Genomic DNA, 18249 nt, shown 5'->3' with positions numbered 1-18249 from the left:
GCGGAATTGGATAGCATTGTCATGATCAAATTATCTGTCGGGCAGGATCATATTCCCTGCCGTTGCTGCCGGCTGCGATGATAGGCGCAGCTTACGCTGCCCCAATACAAGGAGTGAGACTATGACCGCTGTTCTGCCCCCGGACACGCATCAGTTCAAATTGGGATCCTGCACTGTCACCGTCGTCAAGGACGGCGCCAATGTCATGGACAACCCCTGGGAAACCTTCGGCACGAACCAGTCGCCCGATACGGTCCGCAAGCTGCTTGAGCAGAATTTCCTGCCGACGGAAAAGTTTGTGAACAGCTATGCACCGGCCATCATCGAAACCGGCTCCGACCTGATCGTCGTCGATACCGGTTTCGGCGCTGCGGGTCGTGCGCGCGGCATGGGCCGCCTTCGTGACGGCTTGAAGGCCGTTGGCTATGCGCCAGAGCAGGTGACGATCGTCGCCTTGACGCATCTGCATGGAGATCATATCGGCGGTATGCTGGAAGACGGCGCTCCCGCCTTTCCGAACGCCCGCTACGTGACCGGCGAGATCGAATATGGCTTCTGGACGGACAAGGCGCGCGAAGGCACGCCGGCAGAAGGTGGCCACAAGGCCGTGCTCGCCAATGTCGTGCCTTTCGCCGAGAAGATGACCTTCCTCAAGGACGGTGATCAGATCGTCAGCGGCATGACCGCCATGCTGGCTCCGGGCCATACGCCTGGTCATCTCGTCTTTCACCTCGAATCGGATGGCAAGCAGCTTGTCATGACCGGCGATACCGCCAATCATTATATCCTGTCGATCGGCCGTCCGGATTGGGAAGTTCGTTTCGATGTGGACAAGGCACAGGGCGCCAAAACCCGCCGGCGGATCTTCGACATGATTGCCGCCGACCGCATTCCCTTCCTCGGCTTCCACATGCCTTTCCCGGCCGTGGGCTTCGTCGAAAAGCAACAGGAAGGCTTCCGCTACATTCCGAAAAGCTATCAGTTCGATCTGTGAGCTAGTCGAGGCAGCAGGGGTCGCACATGCTAAGAGTGCGGCCTCGTTTTAATTCCGAGCCACCGCACTTTGCCCAAGGCGAGGTTCTGTTCCCGCCAACAGCCGCTGAATGTTGGCGCGATGGCGTATTATGACATAGAGGCCGCCCGCAATGACCAGCAACCGGTAAGGCAACGGTTGCTCCAAGCTGCTGATGAGGGCGATGGCAGTCAATGCAGCCAGGATTGACCCTAGAGAAACGATCCGAAATATGGCGAGCATAATCCCAAAAACCGCGAGGGCGCCCAAGCCGACCGGCCAAGCGATCGCCAGCAACAGGCCCAATCCGGTCGCGACGGACTTGCCGCCCCTAAAATTCAACCAGATCGGCCGGCTATGCCCCAGCAATACGGCGAGCCCGGCCAAGCAAACCGCCCAAGGCACCCAGGCTTGTAAATTTTGAGGATCAAGCGCAGTCGGCAACGAGACGAATGAAAACGTGTCGAGCCAAGGATAGAACCAACGGGCAAAGATGATCGCTCCGGCGCCCTTCAATATGTCGATCAAGAGCACCACCAATGCGGGCCATTTCCCGAGGATTCGCAACACATTTGTTGCGCCGGTGGATTTGGAGCCATGCTCGCGAAGATCGATGCCTTTAAGCAGTTTTCCCGCCAGATAGCCTGTTGGCAGGGAGCCGAAGAGATAGGCGACCGCCAATCCAATCATGCTCGCTATCCAGAACGTCATAGATGTCACCTCGTCTATGTCTCTAACGGTTGGCGATCACGTGCCGGAATCGCGATGTCGCAAATTCTTCAATTGCGCAACGATCACGACCGCACAAGCTTGAGAGTGCATTCGAGCGCACTCTGCATCGTTGCCCGTAACCTTAATGTGGACGGAGTTTCGTTACCGTTGAGGGCGTGACCATGCCCGGACATCAGGTCCAACAGAAGGACGCTTGTGTAAAGGCGAAAAAGCTGGTCGTCGGCATGCCCAGCGTGCCGAAGCCATGCAGAGACATAACTCACAGGGCCGCCATAAGCCATCAAAGCGGCCAGCGTCAAAGCGGCGGGATAACGTGGATCGCCAAAGCAAAGATCATCTACATCGACAATGCCGCTAAACACACCTTCCGGCGTCACAATCACATTCTTTGTCGTGGTGTCATGCAGGAAAGGCGTTGCTTTAATCCTGTCGATTTCTCCCAGTCTGGCAGTGACTTCATTTTGCACCACATCAACCAACTCAACGTCAAACAGTCCAGTAGACTGAATTCGCGCGCGAGAACGGGCAAGGTTGGCAAATATCACCTGCGACCATCTGTCGTGTGGCGCTTGCTCCGGGCGCGCGGCATAGCCGTAGCGCCCTGCGGAAACCGTTTTTGCGGTGATGACCTGAGCATGCGCCACTCTCGAAGCTATACCGTTCAGCGTTTCCTCCGTCAGACCCGAGATGACTGAACCCAGGTCCGTTCCGCGAAAACGCTCTAGCAGAAGCCAAGGAAACTCCGCGTCAATATCCACGGCTAGAATGGAGGGAAGTGGCACACCTTGGGGTCGCAGGAGTCCGGAAAGATAAATTGCTCCAGCCATCTCCGCTCGGGCGACCGGATCACCGATGCGCACGACGGCTGGTGGACGGTCGGCAAACTGAAGGTCGAAAACATAGTGCTGTGTCCCGGTCTTGAACCGCCGGACGGCAACCGGGATGCAGCCAAGGGCTTGCGCCGCGATTGCCGCGGCAAGTTGGGCATTCGGTGTTTGCTTTTGGACCATCGCGAAACAAGCCTTTCCAGGCGATCGTGCTTCAGAACAATGTGCATGAAAATATTTCAAAGCGAAGATCCGATTCATCATTGAGGCTGAGGGTCAGCATATCTGCCCTTCGCTTTTAGCTATTCCCTTCCTGTCATGAACGTGTTACCAGCCCTCGCCAACTTCCAAGCAACACTTGCAAGATCGCCCGGTAGACGATTCGTTCCGGGCCTTCCTGTTTTTCACAGACGAAGGAATTGGCCATGGCTCGCATTATTGAAACGCCAACCGGGTTGGATGCTCTGACATTCGACGACGTGCTCCTGCAGCCGGGACACTCCGAGGTCATGCCCGGCCAGACGAATGTCGCCACCCGGATCGCCCAGGATATCGATCTCAACCTGCCGATCATTTCAGCGGCAATGGATACGGTGACCGAAAGCCGTTTGGCGATCGCCATGGCCCAGGCCGGCGGTATCGGTGTTATCCACCGTAACCTGACGCCGGTGCAGCAGGCCGAAGAGGTTCGCCAGGTCAAGAAGTTCGAAAGCGGCATGGTGGTCAATCCGGTCACCATCGGCCCGGACGCTACGCTTGCCGAAGCACTCGCCTTGATGAAGGCGCACGGCATCTCCGGCATTCCGGTCGTCGAGAAGAGCCATCGCCTCGTCGGCATCCTCACCAATCGCGACGTACGCTTTGCGTCTGACCCCTCGCAGAAAATCTACGAACTGATGACCCGCGAGAATCTCGTGACGGTCAAGGATGGCGTACAGCAGCAGGAAGCCAAGCGCCTGCTCCACACGCATCGTATCGAAAAGCTGCTCGTCGTCGACGGCGATAGCCGTCTGGTCGGCCTGATCACCGTCAAGGACATCGAGAAGTCGCAGCTCAATCCGAACGCTTCCAAGGATGCGCAGGGCCGCCTGCGCGCTGCCGCCGCCATCAATGTCGGCGACGATGGCTTCGAGCGTGCCGAACGCCTGATCGAGGCCGGAGTCGATCTCCTGGTCGTCGACACCGCCCACGGCCATTCGCAGCGCGTTCTCGATGCCGTCGCCCGCGTCAAGAAGCTTTCCAATTCCGTCCGTATCATGGCCGGCAACGTTGCCACCTATGACGGCACGCGCGCGCTGATCGATGCCGGCGCCGACGCCGTCAAGGTCGGTATAGGCCCCGGTTCGATTTGCACCACCCGCATCGTTGCCGGTGTTGGCGTGCCGCAGCTTGCCGCTATCATGTCGGCGGTCGAAGCGGCGCGGGAACAGAATATCCCTGTCATCGCCGATGGCGGCATCAAATTCTCCGGCGACCTTGCCAAGGCGATCGCCGCCGGAGCATCGGCTGTCATGATCGGCTCGCTGCTTGCCGGCACGGACGAAAGCCCCGGCGAAGTCTTTCTTTACCAGGGCCGCTCCTTCAAGGCCTATCGCGGGATGGGCTCCGTCGGCGCCATGGCGCGCGGCTCGGCCGACCGCTATTTCCAGGCCGAGGTTCGCGACACGTTGAAGCTCGTTCCGGAAGGCATCGAAGGCCAGGTTCCCTACAAGGGGCCTGTCGCGGGTGTGCTGCATCAGCTCGCAGGCGGCCTCAAGGCGGCCATGGGTTATGTCGGCGGCGCCGATCTCAAGCAGTTCCAGGAGCGCGCAACCTTTGTGCGCATCTCCGGCGCGGGCCTGCGCGAAAGCCACGCCCATGACGTCACCATCACCCGCGAAAGCCCGAACTATCCGGGCGCAGGCGCCTGATCGATGGACGATCGCGCTCAGGGCAATGCCAGGTCCTTGCAGGGCCTGGCGGCGATCCTTGCGGCTCTCTGCCTGGCATTGTTTGCCTGGATCCAGGCCGGCTTCGTCGCCGCCTTCAGCAATGCCGCGGCCGGGCAGCGGATGCTCGACGTCCGCATCGAGGGCTATGAGCAGGCTGATATCATCGCATGCTGGGTTACCTGAAGGATCATCCCGATCCGGCGATGATCCTTCATTCCATGTATCTCGGGCCAGAGCTGGTGTTTCCGCTGATGTTGGCGGGCCTGCTGTTCTGCCTGCTGCGGCTGGTCGGCCCCGGCGGCGCCTTTTTCGGCCGGCCGATCCCACCGGGCGCGACAATCGTCATTTTCTGCCTGCCGATCCTCTATGGGATTGTCGACTATGCAGAGAATATCGCCGGCCTGATGCTGTATCCACCGGCCACGCCGTCGGATGCCACGGTGACGCTGCTGTCGAGCGCGCTGCCGATCATCGTAAGGCTGAAGTTTCTGACATTGATTGTCATTGTTATTCTTCTGGCCCGGTTCGCGATTTTTCGCTACCTCTCGCGGGACGGCTCCGAGCCGTCCTGATTGACCGTTTCGGCTTTCGGAAATTCCAAAGGAGTTGATGGCGTGACAGGCTATGAAATGTTCTGGCCCATGGTGGCGCATGCGGTGCTTGTCTTCGTTCTCTACGCACTTTTGGGATGGCGCCGCAATACGATGGTAAAGGCCGGCCGGATCAGGATCTCGCAATTTCGCGAGAACCACGCCGCCAACGAGCCGGCGGAAAGCCTGGTGGTGCGCAACAGCATTGCCAATCAGTTCGAACTGCCCTTGCTCTTCCATGCCTGCTGCATCGTCCTCTATGTCACCCAGGCGGATAACCTGCCGGCGGTAATCCTTGCCTGGCTTTTCGTCGCAACGCGCTATGCGCATGCCTTCGTGCATGTGACCAGCAATAACCTGCGCTATCGCAGTTCGCTTTTTGCCCTCGGCTTCATAGTGCTCGCCTGCATGTGGATCTGGCTTGGCGTCTGGCTCGCCTTCTCCTGACCGGCGTGCGTTTCCGCGGGGAGCAACCTGCAGTAACGTAATCGTGTTCTTCCTTTACCCCGCCCTGCGCCCCTTTGACCTATCTTGTCTGCGGGTGGTCTGGCGCATGGCGTGGGCTGCCGGGGAAAAATGGGGAGAGCAACATCATGAGCACGGAAAAGCCAATCGTGACGCAGGCGATGATCAACGCCTATGACGAATATACGCACCTGACGCTCGATCGTCGGGGTTTCATGGAAAAGCTGACGAAGCTTGCGGGTTCGGCGGGAGCCGCTGCCGCCATCGCGCCGCTGCTTGCGGCCAACACGGCCAGCGCGGAAGTCATTGCCGCCGATGACGGCCGGGTGGAGGCAAAGGATGTCACCTATGCCGGCAGCAAGGGCGAGATGAAGGGCTACCTTGCCCGTCCCAAGGATGCGGCCGGCAAGCTCGGTGGCGTCATCATCATCCACGAAAACCGAGGGCTCAATCCTCATATTCGCGATGTCGCCCGCCGGGTAGCGCTGGAAGGCTTCGTCGCCCTGGCACCGGATTTCCTGTCGCCGCTCGGAGGCACGCCTGGTGATGAGGACAAGGCGCGCGATATGTTCACCAATCTCGACCCTACATTGACGGCTGAGAATGCGAGGCGAGTCTCTCCTTTCTTGCCAAGCTCGACGGGACCAACGGCAAGGTTGGTGCAATCGGCTTCTGCTGGGGCGGCGGTCTTGTCAATCGTTTCGCGACCATCTCGCCCGAGTTGAAGGCAGGCGTCGCCTATTACGGCGCGCAGCCGCAGGCGAGTGCTGTTCCCAATATCAAGGCGGCGCTGCTGTTGCACTATGCCGGCCTCGACGATCGCATCAACGCCGGTACCGATGCCTATCGCAAGGAGTTGCAGGCGGGTGGCAAGACCTTTGAAATTTTCGTCTATGACGGCGTCAACCATGCCTTCAACAACGACACATCCGCTGCCCGCTATGACAAGAAGGCGGCCGATCTTGCCTGGGGCAGGACCGTGGAATTCTTGAAGAAGTACGTGTCCTGAAACGATACAAACCAGCATCTCCAGCGCGTCGGCCATGTGGTTGATTACGGGGCCGAAACTATGTTTCGGCCCTATTTGCGGAGTTCGTTGCCGGCTCCTAAGTAATGATTAAAATTGAACTTTTCCCGTTTACGCGCATTGAACGCGTCTAGTGTCATAGCGTCTCCCGCGCTTGAGCGCCGTTCAGTATGATAATGAAACGGGAAGAGAATGAATCCGGAAAAGCCTGATCGCGTCACGTTCCGAAAACGACCACAGCAGGAGCGCAGCATCCAACGTGTCGATGCGATCCTCTCGGTTGCCGCTGCGCTGATCGCCGAGAAGGGCGTGAGCGCGATGAAGATGACGGAGCTCGCCGCGGTCGCGGGAATTCCCATCGGCTCGGTCTATCAATATTTTCCGGACAAGGCCGCTATCGTCGGTGCCCTGCTCGACCGGCATTCCAGGCGTATCCAGCAAAAAGTAGAAGAAGCCTTTTCCACGGTGACGTCGCTCAATGATGCCATCGAACTCGCCTGCGGTATGATCGATTGGTATTACAGCGAATTTCGCAGCGATCCGGCCTATCTCGGCGTCTGGCTCGGGACGGATATAGACAGGGATATCCTGCGGCTCAACATCCAGCACAGCAATCGCGTCGCCGAAATATTCCTCGCGAGCATTCAATCCTTCCTGCCGGCCGAAAGCCGCATCGACCTGAAAGCGCGCACGCAACTCTTCAGCCATCTGATCGGCGCGTCGGTGCGTTTTGCCATCATGAGCGATGACGACATGGCACGGCGGATGCTGCACGAATGGAAGCAGGTGATCCGCGTCACACTGCTGGCTGAGCCTGCGCCATAAGCACGGCGAGGGTGATTGACCTCGAGGTGGCGGCTTACCAGCCGGGCAGGATATGCCCGGCACGCAGCCGCGGATATTGGCGCGTATAGGTCTTCACCTCGCCATCGAGATCGTCATCCACGGCAGCCGGCGTGATGTTGTCAAGGCACGCCGAGATATGAGCGGTGATAGCGTTCATCAGCGACGCAGACAGGCCCGCGCGCTTCATGATGCCGATCTGCACCGGGGGCAGGGGCGGGAAACCGTCGGCCTGGGTCAGCACCTTCATGCCAGTTCGGAGCGCCGATTCAGGCATGACCGAAACCGCCATGCCGGCCAGCACGGCTGCTGCGACAACGGTACAGGACCAGCTGGTGAAGAGGATCTGATAGTCGCGGCCGCCGGCATCAAGCGCTGAACAGGCAAGCTGGCGCCACTGGCAGTCGCGTCGCCCAACGGCGAGCGGAATGGGGGCATCGTCGCGCAGAGGATGGTTGGCCGAGCCGACCCAGCAGAGCGGCTCGGTCCGAACGACATCAGACATTCTCTCGCGCGGATTGTGGGTGACGAGCGCGATATCGAGCTCGCCGCGATGCATGCGCTCGGCAAGATCGACGGAGGGCTCGCAGACGATATAAAGCTCGACATTCGGATGCGTTTTGGCGAAGCGGCCGATGATCTCGGGCATATAGCGATCGGCATAATCGTCCGGCGTACCGATGCGCAACGTGCCCTCGAGGCGGTTGTCATCGAAGGCGGCCATCGCCTCGTTGTTCAGGCGGATGATGCGGCGGGCATAGTTCAGCAGCTTTTCGCCTTCGGCCGTCAGGCGGTTGCCGCGGCCATCCTTGATGAAAAGCTGTTTGCCGACGCGCTCTTCCAGCCGGCGCATTTGCATGGAAACGGCAGACTGCGTCTTGAATACCCGGTCGGCGGCCTTGGTGAAGCTGCCGGAATCCACGATTGCGATGAAGGTCTGCAATTGATCGAGGTCAAGCGGGGCTGACATGAGCTCACCTATAAAAGAGTTTGATAGTTATCATTAGAAACATTCGTTGGACTGATCAATAGGGCTTTGGCATCTTCTGGATGCAATTCAGCATACCAATCGAACAGACACTCCAGTCGAACTCCTCCCGGCTTCGCCCCTTCTCCGGAATACCGGAAAGGGGCTTGGCTCACGTGTGCCTCAAGGAAAGGACTACGGAAATGCGCACGACAGATCGGACCCTTGATCTTTGCATTGCAACGCCAGCGCCGTCGCTAACGACACGCATGATGCTTGCCGTCGCAAATGTGGCCTCCATCTGGCGCGCAATCCGAAATCGCCAGGAGATCCACTATCTGAATGAGCTGAACGACAGCCAGCTGCGGGACATCGGCCTGAGCCGCCAGGATGTGAACGCCGCGTTGACCACCTCGACCTTCTTCGAGGATCCGTCCAGCCATCTGACCAATTCCGCGCGTCGCCGCACGCGCCCCTCCGCCTTCAGCAGCTTCCGAGGCTGATGTCGGACAACAGTTTCCCCGCAGGGTGATAGCCAATAAGCCCTGCCTCTTTCCCGGTGTTCGGCCCAAGGGCCAACACCGGGTTTTTTCTTTTTAGGAACGTCGGCCGGCGGGCAGATCACGCGCGGACAAGTTGCCTAAGGCGGCAATTGGCTTATCTTAGCCTGGCGAAAACGTGGGGATTCGACGATGGCAACAGTAATCTTCTTCCACTCCGTCTATGGCTTGCGTGCTCTTGAAAACGAGGCGGTCGAGCGTGTGCAGGCGGCTGGGCATAGGGCTTTCGCACCGGATCTCTACGAAGGGTTGATTGCCCGATCAATCGAAGAAGGCTTCGAATTCAAGGATGAGGTCGGCTGGCAGACGATTTGCGAGCGGGCGGAATGGGCGCTCGCTGGCCTACCAGCTTCCACCGTTCTGGCCGGCTTTTCGATGGGCGCCGGCGTCGCCGCGAGCCTTTGGCCGAAGCGGCAGAAGACGGCCGGTATTCTTTTCCTGCATGGCATTGCCACCATTGCCGACAATGCCCGCAAGGGCTTGCCGCTGCAGCTTCATCTGGCCGATCCGGACCCGTTCGAGCCGGCGGAAGAAGTCGCCAGCTGGCGGCAGGCGGTTGATCGATCCGGGATATCGGCTGATATCTTTACCTATCCCGGTGGCCGCCATCTTTATACCGATGCCAGCCTGCCCGACTATGATGCCAAGGCGGCCGATCTTACCTGGAAGCGTGTCATCAGTTTCCTTGATATGATCGATGCCAGCGCCTGAAATATCAGCACTGCAACTTGCAGGACTTGAACTCAAGCCGCTCGTCGCCTAGTTTACCGTTATTCGCAATGCCAACAGGATGTGTGCCGCAATGAAAATGAACCCGACTGCAATGCCGCTTAGCCTTGCCATCGGGGAAATTCTTGCTCATGCCCATATCCATCACTCTCTCCAATCTTTCGTGGTCCACGCCTGACGGCCGGCCGCTTCTCTCCAAACTTGATCTGAGCTTCGGTGCCGAGCGCACCGGCCTTGTCGGACGCAATGGCGTCGGCAAGACGACGCTGATCAAGCTTGTCTCGGGCGAACTGCAGCCGCAGTCCGGAACCGTATCCTTCAACGCCAAACTTGGTATCCTGCGCCAGAGCGTTCAGGTGGAGGCCGGAGAAACCGTCGCCGATCTCTTCGGGGCCAGCGAAGCGCTGGCCGTGCTGAAGCGTGCAGAGGCCGGCGAGGCAACAAATGAAGAACTCGCTTCGGCGGACTGGACGCTGGAGGTGCGCATAGCCTCGGCACTTTCTCGCGTAGGGCTCGGCGTATCGCCAGAGACCCGCCTTGTCACCCTGTCTGGCGGTCAGCGCACACGCTGTGGCCTTGCGGCTCTCATTGTCGATGATCCCGACTTCCTCATTCTGGACGAGCCGACCAACAATCTCGACCGCGATGGCCGTCTTGCGGTGATCGATCTGCTTGCTGGCTGGAAGGCAGGCGCGATCGTCATAAGCCATGACAGGGAGCTGCTGGATACCATGGACGCCATCGTTGAGCTGACCTCGCTCGGCGCGACACGCTACGGCGGCAACTGGACGCAATATCGCGAACGCAAGGCGTTGGAGCTGGCGGCGGCGGAACACGATTTCACCGAAGCCGAAAAGCGCGTCGCCGAGGCTGCGAGAAGCGCGCAGGCGACGGTCGAGCGGCAGGCGCGGCGGGACAAGGGGGGCCGGAAGATGGCGGCCAAGGGCGGCACACCGCGTATCATGCTGGGCGCGATGAAAGAACGAAGCGAGACGACGAGCGCCGAGAATACCCGCCTTGCCGAGCGCCGGCGCGCCCAGGCCTTGCAGGAGGCTGCGGCTGCCCGCGAAAAGATCGAGATCCTGCAGCCCCTGACGGTCAAGCTTCCGACATCGGGACTGCCGGCCAATCGTATCGTCCTGAAGATGGAAAAGGTCACCGCCGGCTATCAGCACGAGCGGCCGGTCATCCGCGATTTTGATTTCGTCATCATGGGGCCTGAGCGGGTCGCAATCACCGGACCGAACGGCTCCGGCAAGACGACGCTGCTGGCTCTGATCTCAGGCGCACTGCAGCCCTGGAGCGGAAAGGTGAAGGTTGTCTCCTCAGCCATTCTGGATCAGCGCGTCAGCCTGCTCGATCCGTCGCTTTCGATCCGCGACAACTTCCGGATCATCAATCCGGATGCGGACGAAACGGCCTGCCGTGCGGCGCTTGCGCGTTTCATGTTCAGGGCCGATGCCGCATTGCAGATCGTTTCCAGTCTGAGCGGCGGACAGCTGCTGCGCGCCGGCCTTGCCTGTGTGCTTGGTGGAACGACCCCACCCGAATTGCTCATCCTCGATGAGCCGACCAATCATTTGGATATCGATTCGATTGCGGCCGTCGAGGCGGGGTTGTGCGCCTATGACGGCGCGCTGCTGGTCGTCAGCCATGACGAGGTCTTCCTGGAAGGTATCGGCATATCGCGACGGCTGGAGATGTCTTCGCTAACGGTCGAAAGACCCACGGAATGAGGAAAGACCACGGCGAGCGGCCAAGCTCCTGATGACGAAGCATCCCGGCTCTGTCACGAGCCGGAATGCTTCGTCACAATCGGATTGGGGCGCCTCAGGCGGCGCCCGCACCTGCGATCCGGTCCAGTTCCGCGATCTCGTCCCTCGACAATAGGAGGCCGCCGGCCGCGAGATTCTGCTCAAGATGCGTCAGAGATGACGTGCCGGGGATCAGCAGAATATTCGGCGCACGATGCAGCAGCCAGGCAAGTGCCACCTGCATCGGCGTTGCGCTCAGGCGCGCGGCGGCATCGGAGAGCGTCGAGGATTGCAGCGGTGAAAATCCGCCGAGCGGAAAGAACGGCACATAGGCGATGCCGTCGCGGGCAAGCTCGTCGATCAGCGTATCGTCGGCCCGGTGCGCGAGATTATAAAGGTTCTGCACGCAGACGATCTCGACAATGCGGCGGCCTTCGGCGATCTGGCTGGACGTGACGTTGCTGAGCCCGATGTGACGCACCAGGCCCTGCCGCTGAAGATCCACCAGGATTGTCAGAGGTTCTTCGATCGAGCCTTCGGCGGGACCATGGGTGCCGAACATGATGCGGAGATTGACGACATCGAGCACATCAAGCCCCAGATTGCGCAGATTGTCATGGACTGCCTTCGTCAGCTCCTCACGGGAGAAGGCCGGCAGCCAGGACGCATCCGCGCCGCGCCGGGCACCGATCTTGGTGACGATAACGAGATCGTCGCGATAGGGGTGAAGCGCTTCGCGGATCAACTGGTTGGTGACGTGCGGGCCGTAGAAATCGCTGGTGTCGATATGGTCGACACCAGCCTCGATCGCTGCACGTAGCACCGCGAGTGCCGCACTATGATCCTTGGGCGGACCGAACACGCCGGGGCCCGCAAGCTGCATCGCACCATAGCCGAGCCGTTTGACGCTAAGGTCGCCGAGGGTAAAGCTGCCAGATTGGTCGAGGTTGGACATCGTTCTCTCCATTCAAGATGGAGCAGAGATATGCGCAGCCTTGCTGTCTGATAACGGGGTACAATCCGCACGGGCTGTGCGGATTGGCGAACAATAGATGTCGAGTATATTCGAAGCTGAGTCGTATCTTGAGGAGCTTTCCCAGACTTCAGCCCTGTTTAGGCGCAGGCTTGTCGTCTGCCTGCGCGTAGCTGTCGAAGATCGCTTCCATGTTCTTCTGATAGTTCTTCTGCACTTCCAGGCCACTGTCGAACATGGCGTTGAGCATGTCTGTATAGGCGGCCATGTCGACCCCGGCGGCAGGCTTTGCCTTGGGCTCTTCCTTCGGCGGTTCGGCCGGCATCGGGAAGTTCCGCATCATGTCCTGAAATGCTTTGGCAAAGGGATTGTCGAGGAAGAGATTGGTCGGCGTTGCCTTACCGTGCTTGACCGGATCGGCGCCGAACATCAGTTCCATCGCCTGGGTAAAGGGATTGTCGAAGATGCTCGCCTGCGGCGTCGGCTGCTGTTTCGGTGCGAAACCGATCGTCTGCAGCCAGCCTTGCATCATCTCGCCCATGGCCGTGTTCAGGAACGGATTGGCCATTGGCGGCATCTGACCACTGGTCTCCTTGAACAAACCGCCCATCAACGTGTCGGCCATGGCGGGCAGCATGCGCTTGTAGATTTCCTGGCCGATGCCGGTCATCTGCGCGGCCTGTGCCGCAACAGCACGCGAGACCTCCTTGGAGCCGAACAGCCGCGCCAGCACATTATTGCCGTCCGCGATGCCTTGCGGCGTGAAGGCCTTGTTCATGTCCTCGAAATATTTGGCGTAGCTGCCTGACGTGATGTCCTGCATTACGCCCATGAAGTTATAGGGGTCGGTCGCGCTGCGCTTGAACCCCGAGGAAAAGGCCGGCATCAGAGCAGCCATCGCCTTGGTCGCCTGTTCCTGCGCGAGGTTGAACTGCTTGGCCATGGCCTCGGTGGCGGCGCCGTTCTGTGCCTGCATCATCATGTCGAAGAGTGGCAGCATCGAAGTCCCTTTCCCCACAATGAGGCCGCTTCGGAATCAGGCGGCGCTTGATTCCGATAGTATAGCGGGAAAAAAGAGAGCGCATACCGGTTTCTGCCGTCATGCCGTCGAGGCAATGAGGGCAGGAATCTCCGCTATCAGTACTGATATTCCTCGAAGATCGGCTCGGCTGACTGGTTCCAGCGGCCGTTGTAGAGCATCAGCAGATCGTCGGCGAGCGTGCCCTTCTTGGCAAGCACTTCGTCGAGCGGCGCGAGGAAGACGGTTTCGTCCTGTCCGTCGCCGTTCAGGCGATTGCGGTTCTTCAGCCCGAGGCGGGAAATGCCGACCGCTTCGCGCGCCACATCAAGCAGGCTGTGCCCCTTGATCGTGGCTTTCAGACCCTGTGCCGGCACGACGGCACGCAGTGCGTCGACCTCTTGGAAGTTCCAGTCCCGGGTCAGTTCGTCGGCGGCCGTCAGTGCCGCATCATCATAGAGCAGGCCGACCCAGAAAGCCGGCAAGGCGCAAATGCGCCGCCACGGACCGCCGTCGGCGCCGCGCATTTCGAGGAAACGCTTCAGACGCACGTCGGGGAAGAGGGTCGAGAGATGGTTCGTCCAGTCGCCCATCGTCGGTTCCCAGTCGGCGATTTCGCCCTTCAGCGCGCCATCCATGAACTGACGGAAGGTGACATGCGTACAGTCGTGGTAGCGACCGTCGCGAACGACGAAATACATGGGAACGTCGAGCGCCCACTTCACATAGTCTTCAAAGCCGAAGTCGTCGCGGAAGGTGAAGTCGAGCAGGCCGCCGCGGCGGTTGTCGGTGTCCTTCCAGATCTCGCCGCGCCAGGAGGAAAGCCCGTTCGGCTTGCTTTCGGTGAAAGGAGAGGAGGCAAAGAGCGCAGTCGCCAGCGACTGCAGCTTCATCGATACGCGCATCTTGCGGCGCATGTCGTCTTCCGACGAAAAGTCGAGGTTAACCTGGATCGTACAGGTGCGGTACATCATGTCGAGACCCTGGGTGCCAACCTTCGGCATGTAGCGGGTCATGATCTCGTAACGCGACTTCGGCATGCGCGGCGTCTCGGCCAGCGTCCATTTCGGGCTGCCGCCAACGCCCAGAAAGCCAATGCCCATCGGCTCGGCGATGCCGCGCAGCGTTGCGAGGTGGTTGTTGGATTCCTTGCAGGTCTCGTGGATGGTTTCGAGCGGCGCGCCCGACAGTTCGAACTGACCGCCCGGCTCGATCGAGATTGCGCCCATCCCGGTGGGTTCGGCGAGCCCGATGATGTTACCGCGGTCCAGGATCGGATCCCAGCCGCTCTTTGCCTGCAGGCCCTTCAGAAGTGCGGAAATGCTCGCATCGCCGTCATAAGGCACGGGGCTGTTGTCAGCGCGGAAGAACACGAATTTCTCATGTTCGGTGCCGATGCGGAACTGGTCTTTGGGCCTGCTGCCGGCGGCCAGATAGGCCGTCATTTCCGAGACCGAGGAGAGCGGAGTCTGGTCGGTGGTGTCGCGCGCCATGGTAGTACCTTAGATCTCGGAAAGAGAACCCGCGCCAGCCGCAGGCCAATAGGAAGGGTGATTGACGCGGAATGAGGTACGGTGCAAGTGAATTTCTTTCAAGGGTCGTTCAAAAAAATAGGATTTTGTGTCCGGAAGGCCACTGCATTAGCGTCATTATGCGGCTTATTTGCACAAGCGTTCAAGACGCACAGATCCTGCTCCGGATAATCTCGCTTCGACTGACAACTGGCGGAGCATGTCGATGTTCGGAGAGAACGGTCTCTATTATCCTATCCTGACATTATTGTTGGCATCACTGGTGATCATGGGAAGCCCCGGTCCGTCGACGATCAGCGCGACGGCGATGGGCGTGGCCTATGGCTTCCGGCGATCGCTCGGCTATGTCTCCGGCCTCATCGTCGGCACCGTCGCGGTATTGTTGGCGGTGGCGGTAGGCGTCGTGGCGGTGTTGCTGTCCGTTCCGCACGGCGCCTTGGTGCTGACGGTGGTTTCTGCCGTCTATATCCTCTATCTGGCTTTCAAGATCGCCACGGCGCCGCCACTCTCGCGCAGCGACGATGCGGCCGCAGCGCCGGCTTTTTCCGGCGGCTTCCTACTGGCCGTCGCCAATCCCAAGGCCTATCTGGCAATCGCAGCGGTCTTTGCCGGCGTCAGCCTGTTCCAGGATCGGCGGCTGCTGGATGCCACCGTCAAGATCGCGCTGCTGACGGCGATGATCATCGCCATCCATATGATCTGGCTTCTGGTCGGCGCTTCCCTCTCGCGCTTCCTGCAGCATCCGACGGTTTCCAGGGTCGTCAACATCTCGCTGGCGATCCTGCTGATCGTTGCAACCATAGTGGCCGTACTGGAGTAAGGCTTTAGTTCCAGTCGCCAATCGCGGCCTGGATCAGCGCCATGGCGGCCACTGCCGCCGTATCGGCGCGCAGGATCCGCGGTCCAAGAGGAATGGCGGTGACGAAATCGAGGCTGCGTAGCAGCGCGCGTTCCTCGTCCGAGAAGCCGCCTTCGGGGCCAACCAGCAATGCCAGATGCTTCTCCTGGACCTTCGCCAGCAGCGGCAGCGGGTTCTGGCCGGCATCGCCTTCGTCGCAATAGATGATACGCCGCTCGCGCGGCCAACGGGCGAGCAGATCGGCAAGCTTCACCGGCTCGGCCACATCGGGAATGCCGAGGATGCCGCATTGTTCGGCCGCCTCGATGACATTGGCTTTGACCTTGTCCAGGTTGGTGATCTTGCCCTGCACATGCTGCGTCATGACCGGCTGCAGCAGGCCCGCGCCCATTTCCACGGCCTTCTGCACGAGATAGTCGAGCCGCCCGACCTTAAGCGGTGCGAAGAGGTAATGCAGGTCGGAAGGGGCGGGCTGCGGTCGTGTTTCCTCGACCGGCGTCAACAGGATGCGCTTGCGCGAGGGAAAGGAGAGGCTGACTTTCCATTCGCCATCGCGGCCGTTGAACACCAACAGTTCCGCCCCGTCCTCCATGCGCAGCACGTTGGCGAGATAGTTGAACTGATCCTGGTCGGCCTCGATGGAAAGACCGGCCTTGATGTCTGAAGTGACGAACAACCGTTGCATGCGGAAATTGGCGCGCATGGATAACCCCCTAAAGCAATTTCAGGAAAAGTGCGCAGCGGTTTTCCTGGAATTGCATAGAAACAAAGAGATAAAGCGGTTCAGAGATTCGGTGGAAAGCTGAACCGCTCTAAATGAAGAGCGCGACCATAACCCAATACACGGCGGCGGCAAGCAGGGCCGCGACCGGAACGGTGATCGCCCAGGCGGCGATGATGGTCATGAAATGTGAGCGGCGGACAAGGCGCCGGCGATGGATCTCATCGGGATTGCGCTCGTCGTTATTGTCGGCCTCGTGCCAGGGAATGCCGGCAGCTTCGGCCTTGCTGCGCATATAGGCAAGCCGTCGCCGCGAATGGCTGGTGTACCATTCGCGGAAGAAGCCGACTCCGAAAACTGCCCCGACGGCAATGTGGGTCGAACTGACAGGGAACCCGAACCAGGCAGCAACGATGACGGTGAGGGCTGCCGAGACCGCCACGCAATAGGCCCGCATCGGATTGAGCTTGGTGATCTGCTCGCCGACGAGCCGAATGAGCCGTGGGCCATAGAGCAGTATGCCGACGGAAATGCCGCATCCACCGATCATGACGACCCAATAGGGCGCCTTATGCGTGGTGGTTTCGGCAATGACGTTGAGAGAGCCGCCGATGCCGATGTCGCGGACGATCGCAGCAAGCGGACCGATGGCATTGGCAACGTCGTTGGCGCCATGCGCAAAGGACATCAGCGCCGCCGAACAGATCAGCGGCAGGCGAAAAAGCTGGCGCAGCGAGCTGTTCTTGTTCTCCAGCCCGGCAGACTGCGCCGCCACCAGCGGCCGCGCGCCGAGCCAGGCGATGATGCCGACGGCGATGCCGATGGCAAGGTTCAAAAGGGGCGGGATCGCATCCTTGGGTTCGAGCTGTACGACGAGATAGGCCGAGAAAGCGCCGGCCATCAGCCCGATCAGGATGGGAATCCAGTATCGGGCGGCTGCAATCTTGTCGTCGCGATAGACGATGAAGGTCTTGATGAAAAACAGCATGCCGGCGGCGATGGTGCCGCCGAGGAAGGGTGTGATGACCCAGCCGGCGGAGATTGCCGCCAGCACATTCCAGTTAATGAGGTCCGGGCCGACTGCTGCGGCCCCTGCGCCGACGACTGCGCCGACGATCGTATGGGTGGTCGAAACAGGTGCTTTCAGCCAGGTAGCAAAGTTGATCCAGAGCGCTGCGGCCAGAAGTGCGGCCATCATCAGCCACGCCAGCTTGCCGATGCTGACGATGCGATCGGTATCGATGATGTGCGTCGAGATGGTGTTTATGACGGGGCCGCCCGCAACCGTCGCGCCGAGGATCTCGAAAATGGCCGCCATGACAAGGGCCTGCGTCATGGTGATCGCACGTGCGCCCACAGCGGCGCCGACATTGTTCGCCACATCCTTGGCGCCGATGTTCATGGCCATGTAGCCGGCAAGTGCGACAGCGGCGAGGATCAGCGTCGCGCGCGGCTGGTCAAGCACATAGATGCCGGCAAAGACCAGGGCGAGACCGAGGAAGATCAGGCCTATGCCCGGCGCCACCAGGCGCTTCGTGACGTGATAGGTCGCGTCCTCGACATAGGTGACTTTGTCGAGGTCCTTGTCGAGCGTCCGTTTTACAGGTGTGGCCGGTCGGTCGGGCATGCAATTCTCTGAAACAAAAACTCTCGTATTGCGCCGCCCGATAGGCCACGCAATATCCACTATCCATCCTGACACAATTTCT

The 18249-nt window shown here is 60.0% G+C and carries 18 protein-coding genes and 1 pseudogene; 11 read left to right on the top strand and 8 right to left on the bottom strand.

Annotation, left to right across the window (positions count from 1 at the left end):
• Window positions 1–121 precede the first annotated feature (121 nt).
• Complete coding sequence (locus BSK43_RS05860) at window positions 122–994, top strand: MBL fold metallo-hydrolase (protein WP_136686769.1); 873 nt, start codon at window positions 122–124, stop codon at window positions 992–994.
• Between the two features lie 48 nt (window positions 995–1042).
• On the opposite strand, the gene plsY is transcribed toward BSK43_RS05860, so the two are convergent.
• Window positions 1043–1723 carry a glycerol-3-phosphate 1-O-acyltransferase PlsY gene (gene plsY / locus BSK43_RS05855; RefSeq protein ID WP_077471373.1) on the bottom strand — a complete coding sequence of 227 codons (681 nt, stop codon included), beginning with the start codon at window positions 1721–1723 and terminating at the stop codon, window positions 1043–1045.
• Window positions 1724–1806: 83 nt separating this feature from the next.
• Entirely contained in the window at window positions 1807–2835 is a 1029-nt protein-coding gene (locus tag BSK43_RS05850; RefSeq protein WP_077471374.1) for a phosphotransferase, read from the bottom strand.
• 161 nt (window positions 2836–2996) lie between these two features.
• Here BSK43_RS05850 and guaB point away from each other — a divergent pair, with 161 nt between their 5' ends.
• From guaB to BSK43_RS05825, 6 genes and pseudogenes are all read left to right on the top strand, one after another.
• The gene (gene guaB, locus BSK43_RS05845; protein ID WP_077471375.1) at window positions 2997–4481 is read left to right on the top strand and encodes an IMP dehydrogenase; all 1485 of its coding nucleotides are present in this window, start codon (window positions 2997–2999) and stop codon (window positions 4479–4481) included.
• Between the two features lie 3 nt (window positions 4482–4484).
• Complete coding sequence (locus BSK43_RS35590; protein ID WP_246662504.1) at window positions 4485–4685, top strand: hypothetical protein; 201 nt, start codon at window positions 4485–4487, stop codon at window positions 4683–4685.
• A complete protein-coding gene (locus BSK43_RS05840; RefSeq protein ID WP_246662503.1) occupies window positions 4670–5074 on the top strand; it encodes a hypothetical protein in 405 nt (134 codons plus the stop codon). The genes BSK43_RS35590 and BSK43_RS05840 overlap by 16 nt, the downstream gene beginning before the upstream one ends.
• Window positions 5075–5116: 42 nt before the next feature.
• Entirely contained in the window at window positions 5117–5539 is a 423-nt protein-coding gene (locus BSK43_RS05835) for an MAPEG family protein (protein ID WP_077471449.1), read from the top strand.
• A gap of 146 nt (window positions 5540–5685) precedes the next feature.
• Window positions 5686–6566, top strand: a pseudogene (locus BSK43_RS05830) (dienelactone hydrolase family protein).
• Between the two features lie 210 nt (window positions 6567–6776).
• The gene (locus tag BSK43_RS05825) at window positions 6777–7409 is read left to right on the top strand and encodes a TetR/AcrR family transcriptional regulator (protein ID WP_077471377.1); all 633 of its coding nucleotides are present in this window, start codon (window positions 6777–6779) and stop codon (window positions 7407–7409) included.
• A gap of 34 nt (window positions 7410–7443) precedes the next feature.
• Here the strand turns inward: BSK43_RS05825 and BSK43_RS05820 are convergent, their stop codons facing one another.
• Window positions 7444–8397, bottom strand: a complete 954-nt coding sequence (locus BSK43_RS05820) for a LysR substrate-binding domain-containing protein (RefSeq protein WP_068396924.1) — start codon at window positions 8395–8397, stop codon at window positions 7444–7446.
• Between the two features lie 200 nt (window positions 8398–8597).
• Here BSK43_RS05820 and BSK43_RS05815 point away from each other — a divergent pair, with 200 nt between their 5' ends.
• The 3 genes from BSK43_RS05815 to BSK43_RS05805 all read left to right on the top strand — a co-directional run bounded on the left by BSK43_RS05815 (window position 8598) and on the right by BSK43_RS05805 (window position 11419).
• The gene (locus BSK43_RS05815; RefSeq protein ID WP_077471378.1) at window positions 8598–8897 is read left to right on the top strand and encodes a DUF1127 domain-containing protein; all 300 of its coding nucleotides are present in this window, start codon (window positions 8598–8600) and stop codon (window positions 8895–8897) included.
• Window positions 8898–9086: 189 nt separating this feature from the next.
• A complete protein-coding gene (locus BSK43_RS05810; RefSeq protein WP_077471379.1) occupies window positions 9087–9665 on the top strand; it encodes a dienelactone hydrolase family protein in 579 nt (192 codons plus the stop codon).
• Window positions 9666–9814: 149 nt separating this feature from the next.
• Window positions 9815–11419 (top strand): ABC-F family ATP-binding cassette domain-containing protein, encoded by a 1605-nt coding sequence (locus BSK43_RS05805; protein ID WP_077471380.1) that lies wholly within the window; start codon window positions 9815–9817, stop codon window positions 11417–11419.
• A 94-nt stretch (window positions 11420–11513) separates the two neighbouring features.
• Here the strand turns inward: BSK43_RS05805 and BSK43_RS05800 are convergent, their stop codons facing one another.
• The 3 genes from BSK43_RS05800 to BSK43_RS05790 all read right to left on the bottom strand — a co-directional run bounded on the left by BSK43_RS05800 (window position 11514) and on the right by BSK43_RS05790 (window position 14921).
• Window positions 11514–12392 carry an aldo/keto reductase family oxidoreductase gene (locus BSK43_RS05800; RefSeq protein ID WP_077471381.1) on the bottom strand — a complete coding sequence of 293 codons (879 nt, stop codon included), beginning with the start codon at window positions 12390–12392 and terminating at the stop codon, window positions 11514–11516.
• A 148-nt stretch (window positions 12393–12540) separates the two neighbouring features.
• Window positions 12541–13410 (bottom strand): DUF937 domain-containing protein, encoded by an 870-nt coding sequence (locus BSK43_RS05795; RefSeq protein WP_077471382.1) that lies wholly within the window; start codon window positions 13408–13410, stop codon window positions 12541–12543.
• 137 nt (window positions 13411–13547) lie between these two features.
• Entirely contained in the window at window positions 13548–14921 is a 1374-nt protein-coding gene (locus BSK43_RS05790; RefSeq protein ID WP_077471383.1) for a glutamate--cysteine ligase, read from the bottom strand.
• Between the two features lie 244 nt (window positions 14922–15165).
• Between BSK43_RS05790 and BSK43_RS05785 the strand changes: the two genes are divergently transcribed.
• The gene (locus tag BSK43_RS05785) at window positions 15166–15780 is read left to right on the top strand and encodes a LysE family transporter (protein ID WP_077471450.1); all 615 of its coding nucleotides are present in this window, start codon (window positions 15166–15168) and stop codon (window positions 15778–15780) included.
• A gap of 4 nt (window positions 15781–15784) precedes the next feature.
• Here the strand turns inward: BSK43_RS05785 and BSK43_RS05780 are convergent, their stop codons facing one another.
• Window positions 15785–16522: a 16S rRNA (uracil(1498)-N(3))-methyltransferase gene (locus tag BSK43_RS05780; RefSeq protein WP_077471384.1), complete on the bottom strand. Its 738-nt coding sequence runs from the start codon at window positions 16520–16522 to the stop codon at window positions 15785–15787.
• A gap of 109 nt (window positions 16523–16631) precedes the next feature.
• Window positions 16632–18167, bottom strand: a complete 1536-nt coding sequence (locus BSK43_RS05775; protein WP_077471385.1) for an inorganic phosphate transporter — start codon at window positions 18165–18167, stop codon at window positions 16632–16634.
• Window positions 18168–18249 lie beyond the last annotated feature (82 nt).

It is taken from the genome of Rhizobium sp. P44RR-XXIV (genome assembly GCF_001999485.2).
Lineage (GTDB): Bacteria > Pseudomonadota > Alphaproteobacteria > Rhizobiales > Rhizobiaceae > Rhizobium.
Note: the sequence above shows the minus strand (reverse complement) of the source record. Positions and strands in the feature narration are given on the sequence as shown.

Coding starts and splice junctions, on each gene's coding strand:
- BSK43_RS05840 (WP_246662503.1), top strand. CDS start 4,670: ATGCTGGGTTACCTGAAGGATCATCCCGATCCGGCGATGATCCTTCAT.
- BSK43_RS05820 (WP_068396924.1), bottom strand. CDS start 8,397: ATGTCAGCCCCGCTTGACCTCGATCAATTGCAGACCTTCATCGCAATC.
- BSK43_RS05775 (WP_077471385.1), bottom strand. CDS start 18,167: ATGCCCGACCGACCGGCCACACCTGTAAAACGGACGCTCGACAAGGAC.
- BSK43_RS05800 (WP_077471381.1), bottom strand. CDS start 12,392: ATGTCCAACCTCGACCAATCTGGCAGCTTTACCCTCGGCGACCTTAGC.
- guaB (WP_077471375.1), top strand. CDS start 2,997: ATGGCTCGCATTATTGAAACGCCAACCGGGTTGGATGCTCTGACATTC.
- BSK43_RS05850 (WP_077471374.1), bottom strand. CDS start 2,835: ATGATGAATCGGATCTTCGCTTTGAAATATTTTCATGCACATTGTTCT.
- BSK43_RS05860 (WP_136686769.1), top strand. CDS start 122: ATGACCGCTGTTCTGCCCCCGGACACGCATCAGTTCAAATTGGGATCC.
- BSK43_RS05810 (WP_077471379.1), top strand. CDS start 9,087: ATGGCAACAGTAATCTTCTTCCACTCCGTCTATGGCTTGCGTGCTCTT.
- BSK43_RS05780 (WP_077471384.1), bottom strand. CDS start 16,522: ATGCGCGCCAATTTCCGCATGCAACGGTTGTTCGTCACTTCAGACATC.
- BSK43_RS05825 (WP_077471377.1), top strand. CDS start 6,777: ATGAATCCGGAAAAGCCTGATCGCGTCACGTTCCGAAAACGACCACAG.
- BSK43_RS05790 (WP_077471383.1), bottom strand. CDS start 14,921: ATGGCGCGCGACACCACCGACCAGACTCCGCTCTCCTCGGTCTCGGAA.
- BSK43_RS05805 (WP_077471380.1), top strand. CDS start 9,815: ATGCCCATATCCATCACTCTCTCCAATCTTTCGTGGTCCACGCCTGAC.
- BSK43_RS05785 (WP_077471450.1), top strand. CDS start 15,166: ATGTTCGGAGAGAACGGTCTCTATTATCCTATCCTGACATTATTGTTG.
- BSK43_RS05815 (WP_077471378.1), top strand. CDS start 8,598: ATGCGCACGACAGATCGGACCCTTGATCTTTGCATTGCAACGCCAGCG.
- BSK43_RS35590 (WP_246662504.1), top strand. CDS start 4,485: ATGGACGATCGCGCTCAGGGCAATGCCAGGTCCTTGCAGGGCCTGGCG.
- BSK43_RS05795 (WP_077471382.1), bottom strand. CDS start 13,410: ATGCTGCCACTCTTCGACATGATGATGCAGGCACAGAACGGCGCCGCC.
- plsY (WP_077471373.1), bottom strand. CDS start 1,723: ATGACGTTCTGGATAGCGAGCATGATTGGATTGGCGGTCGCCTATCTC.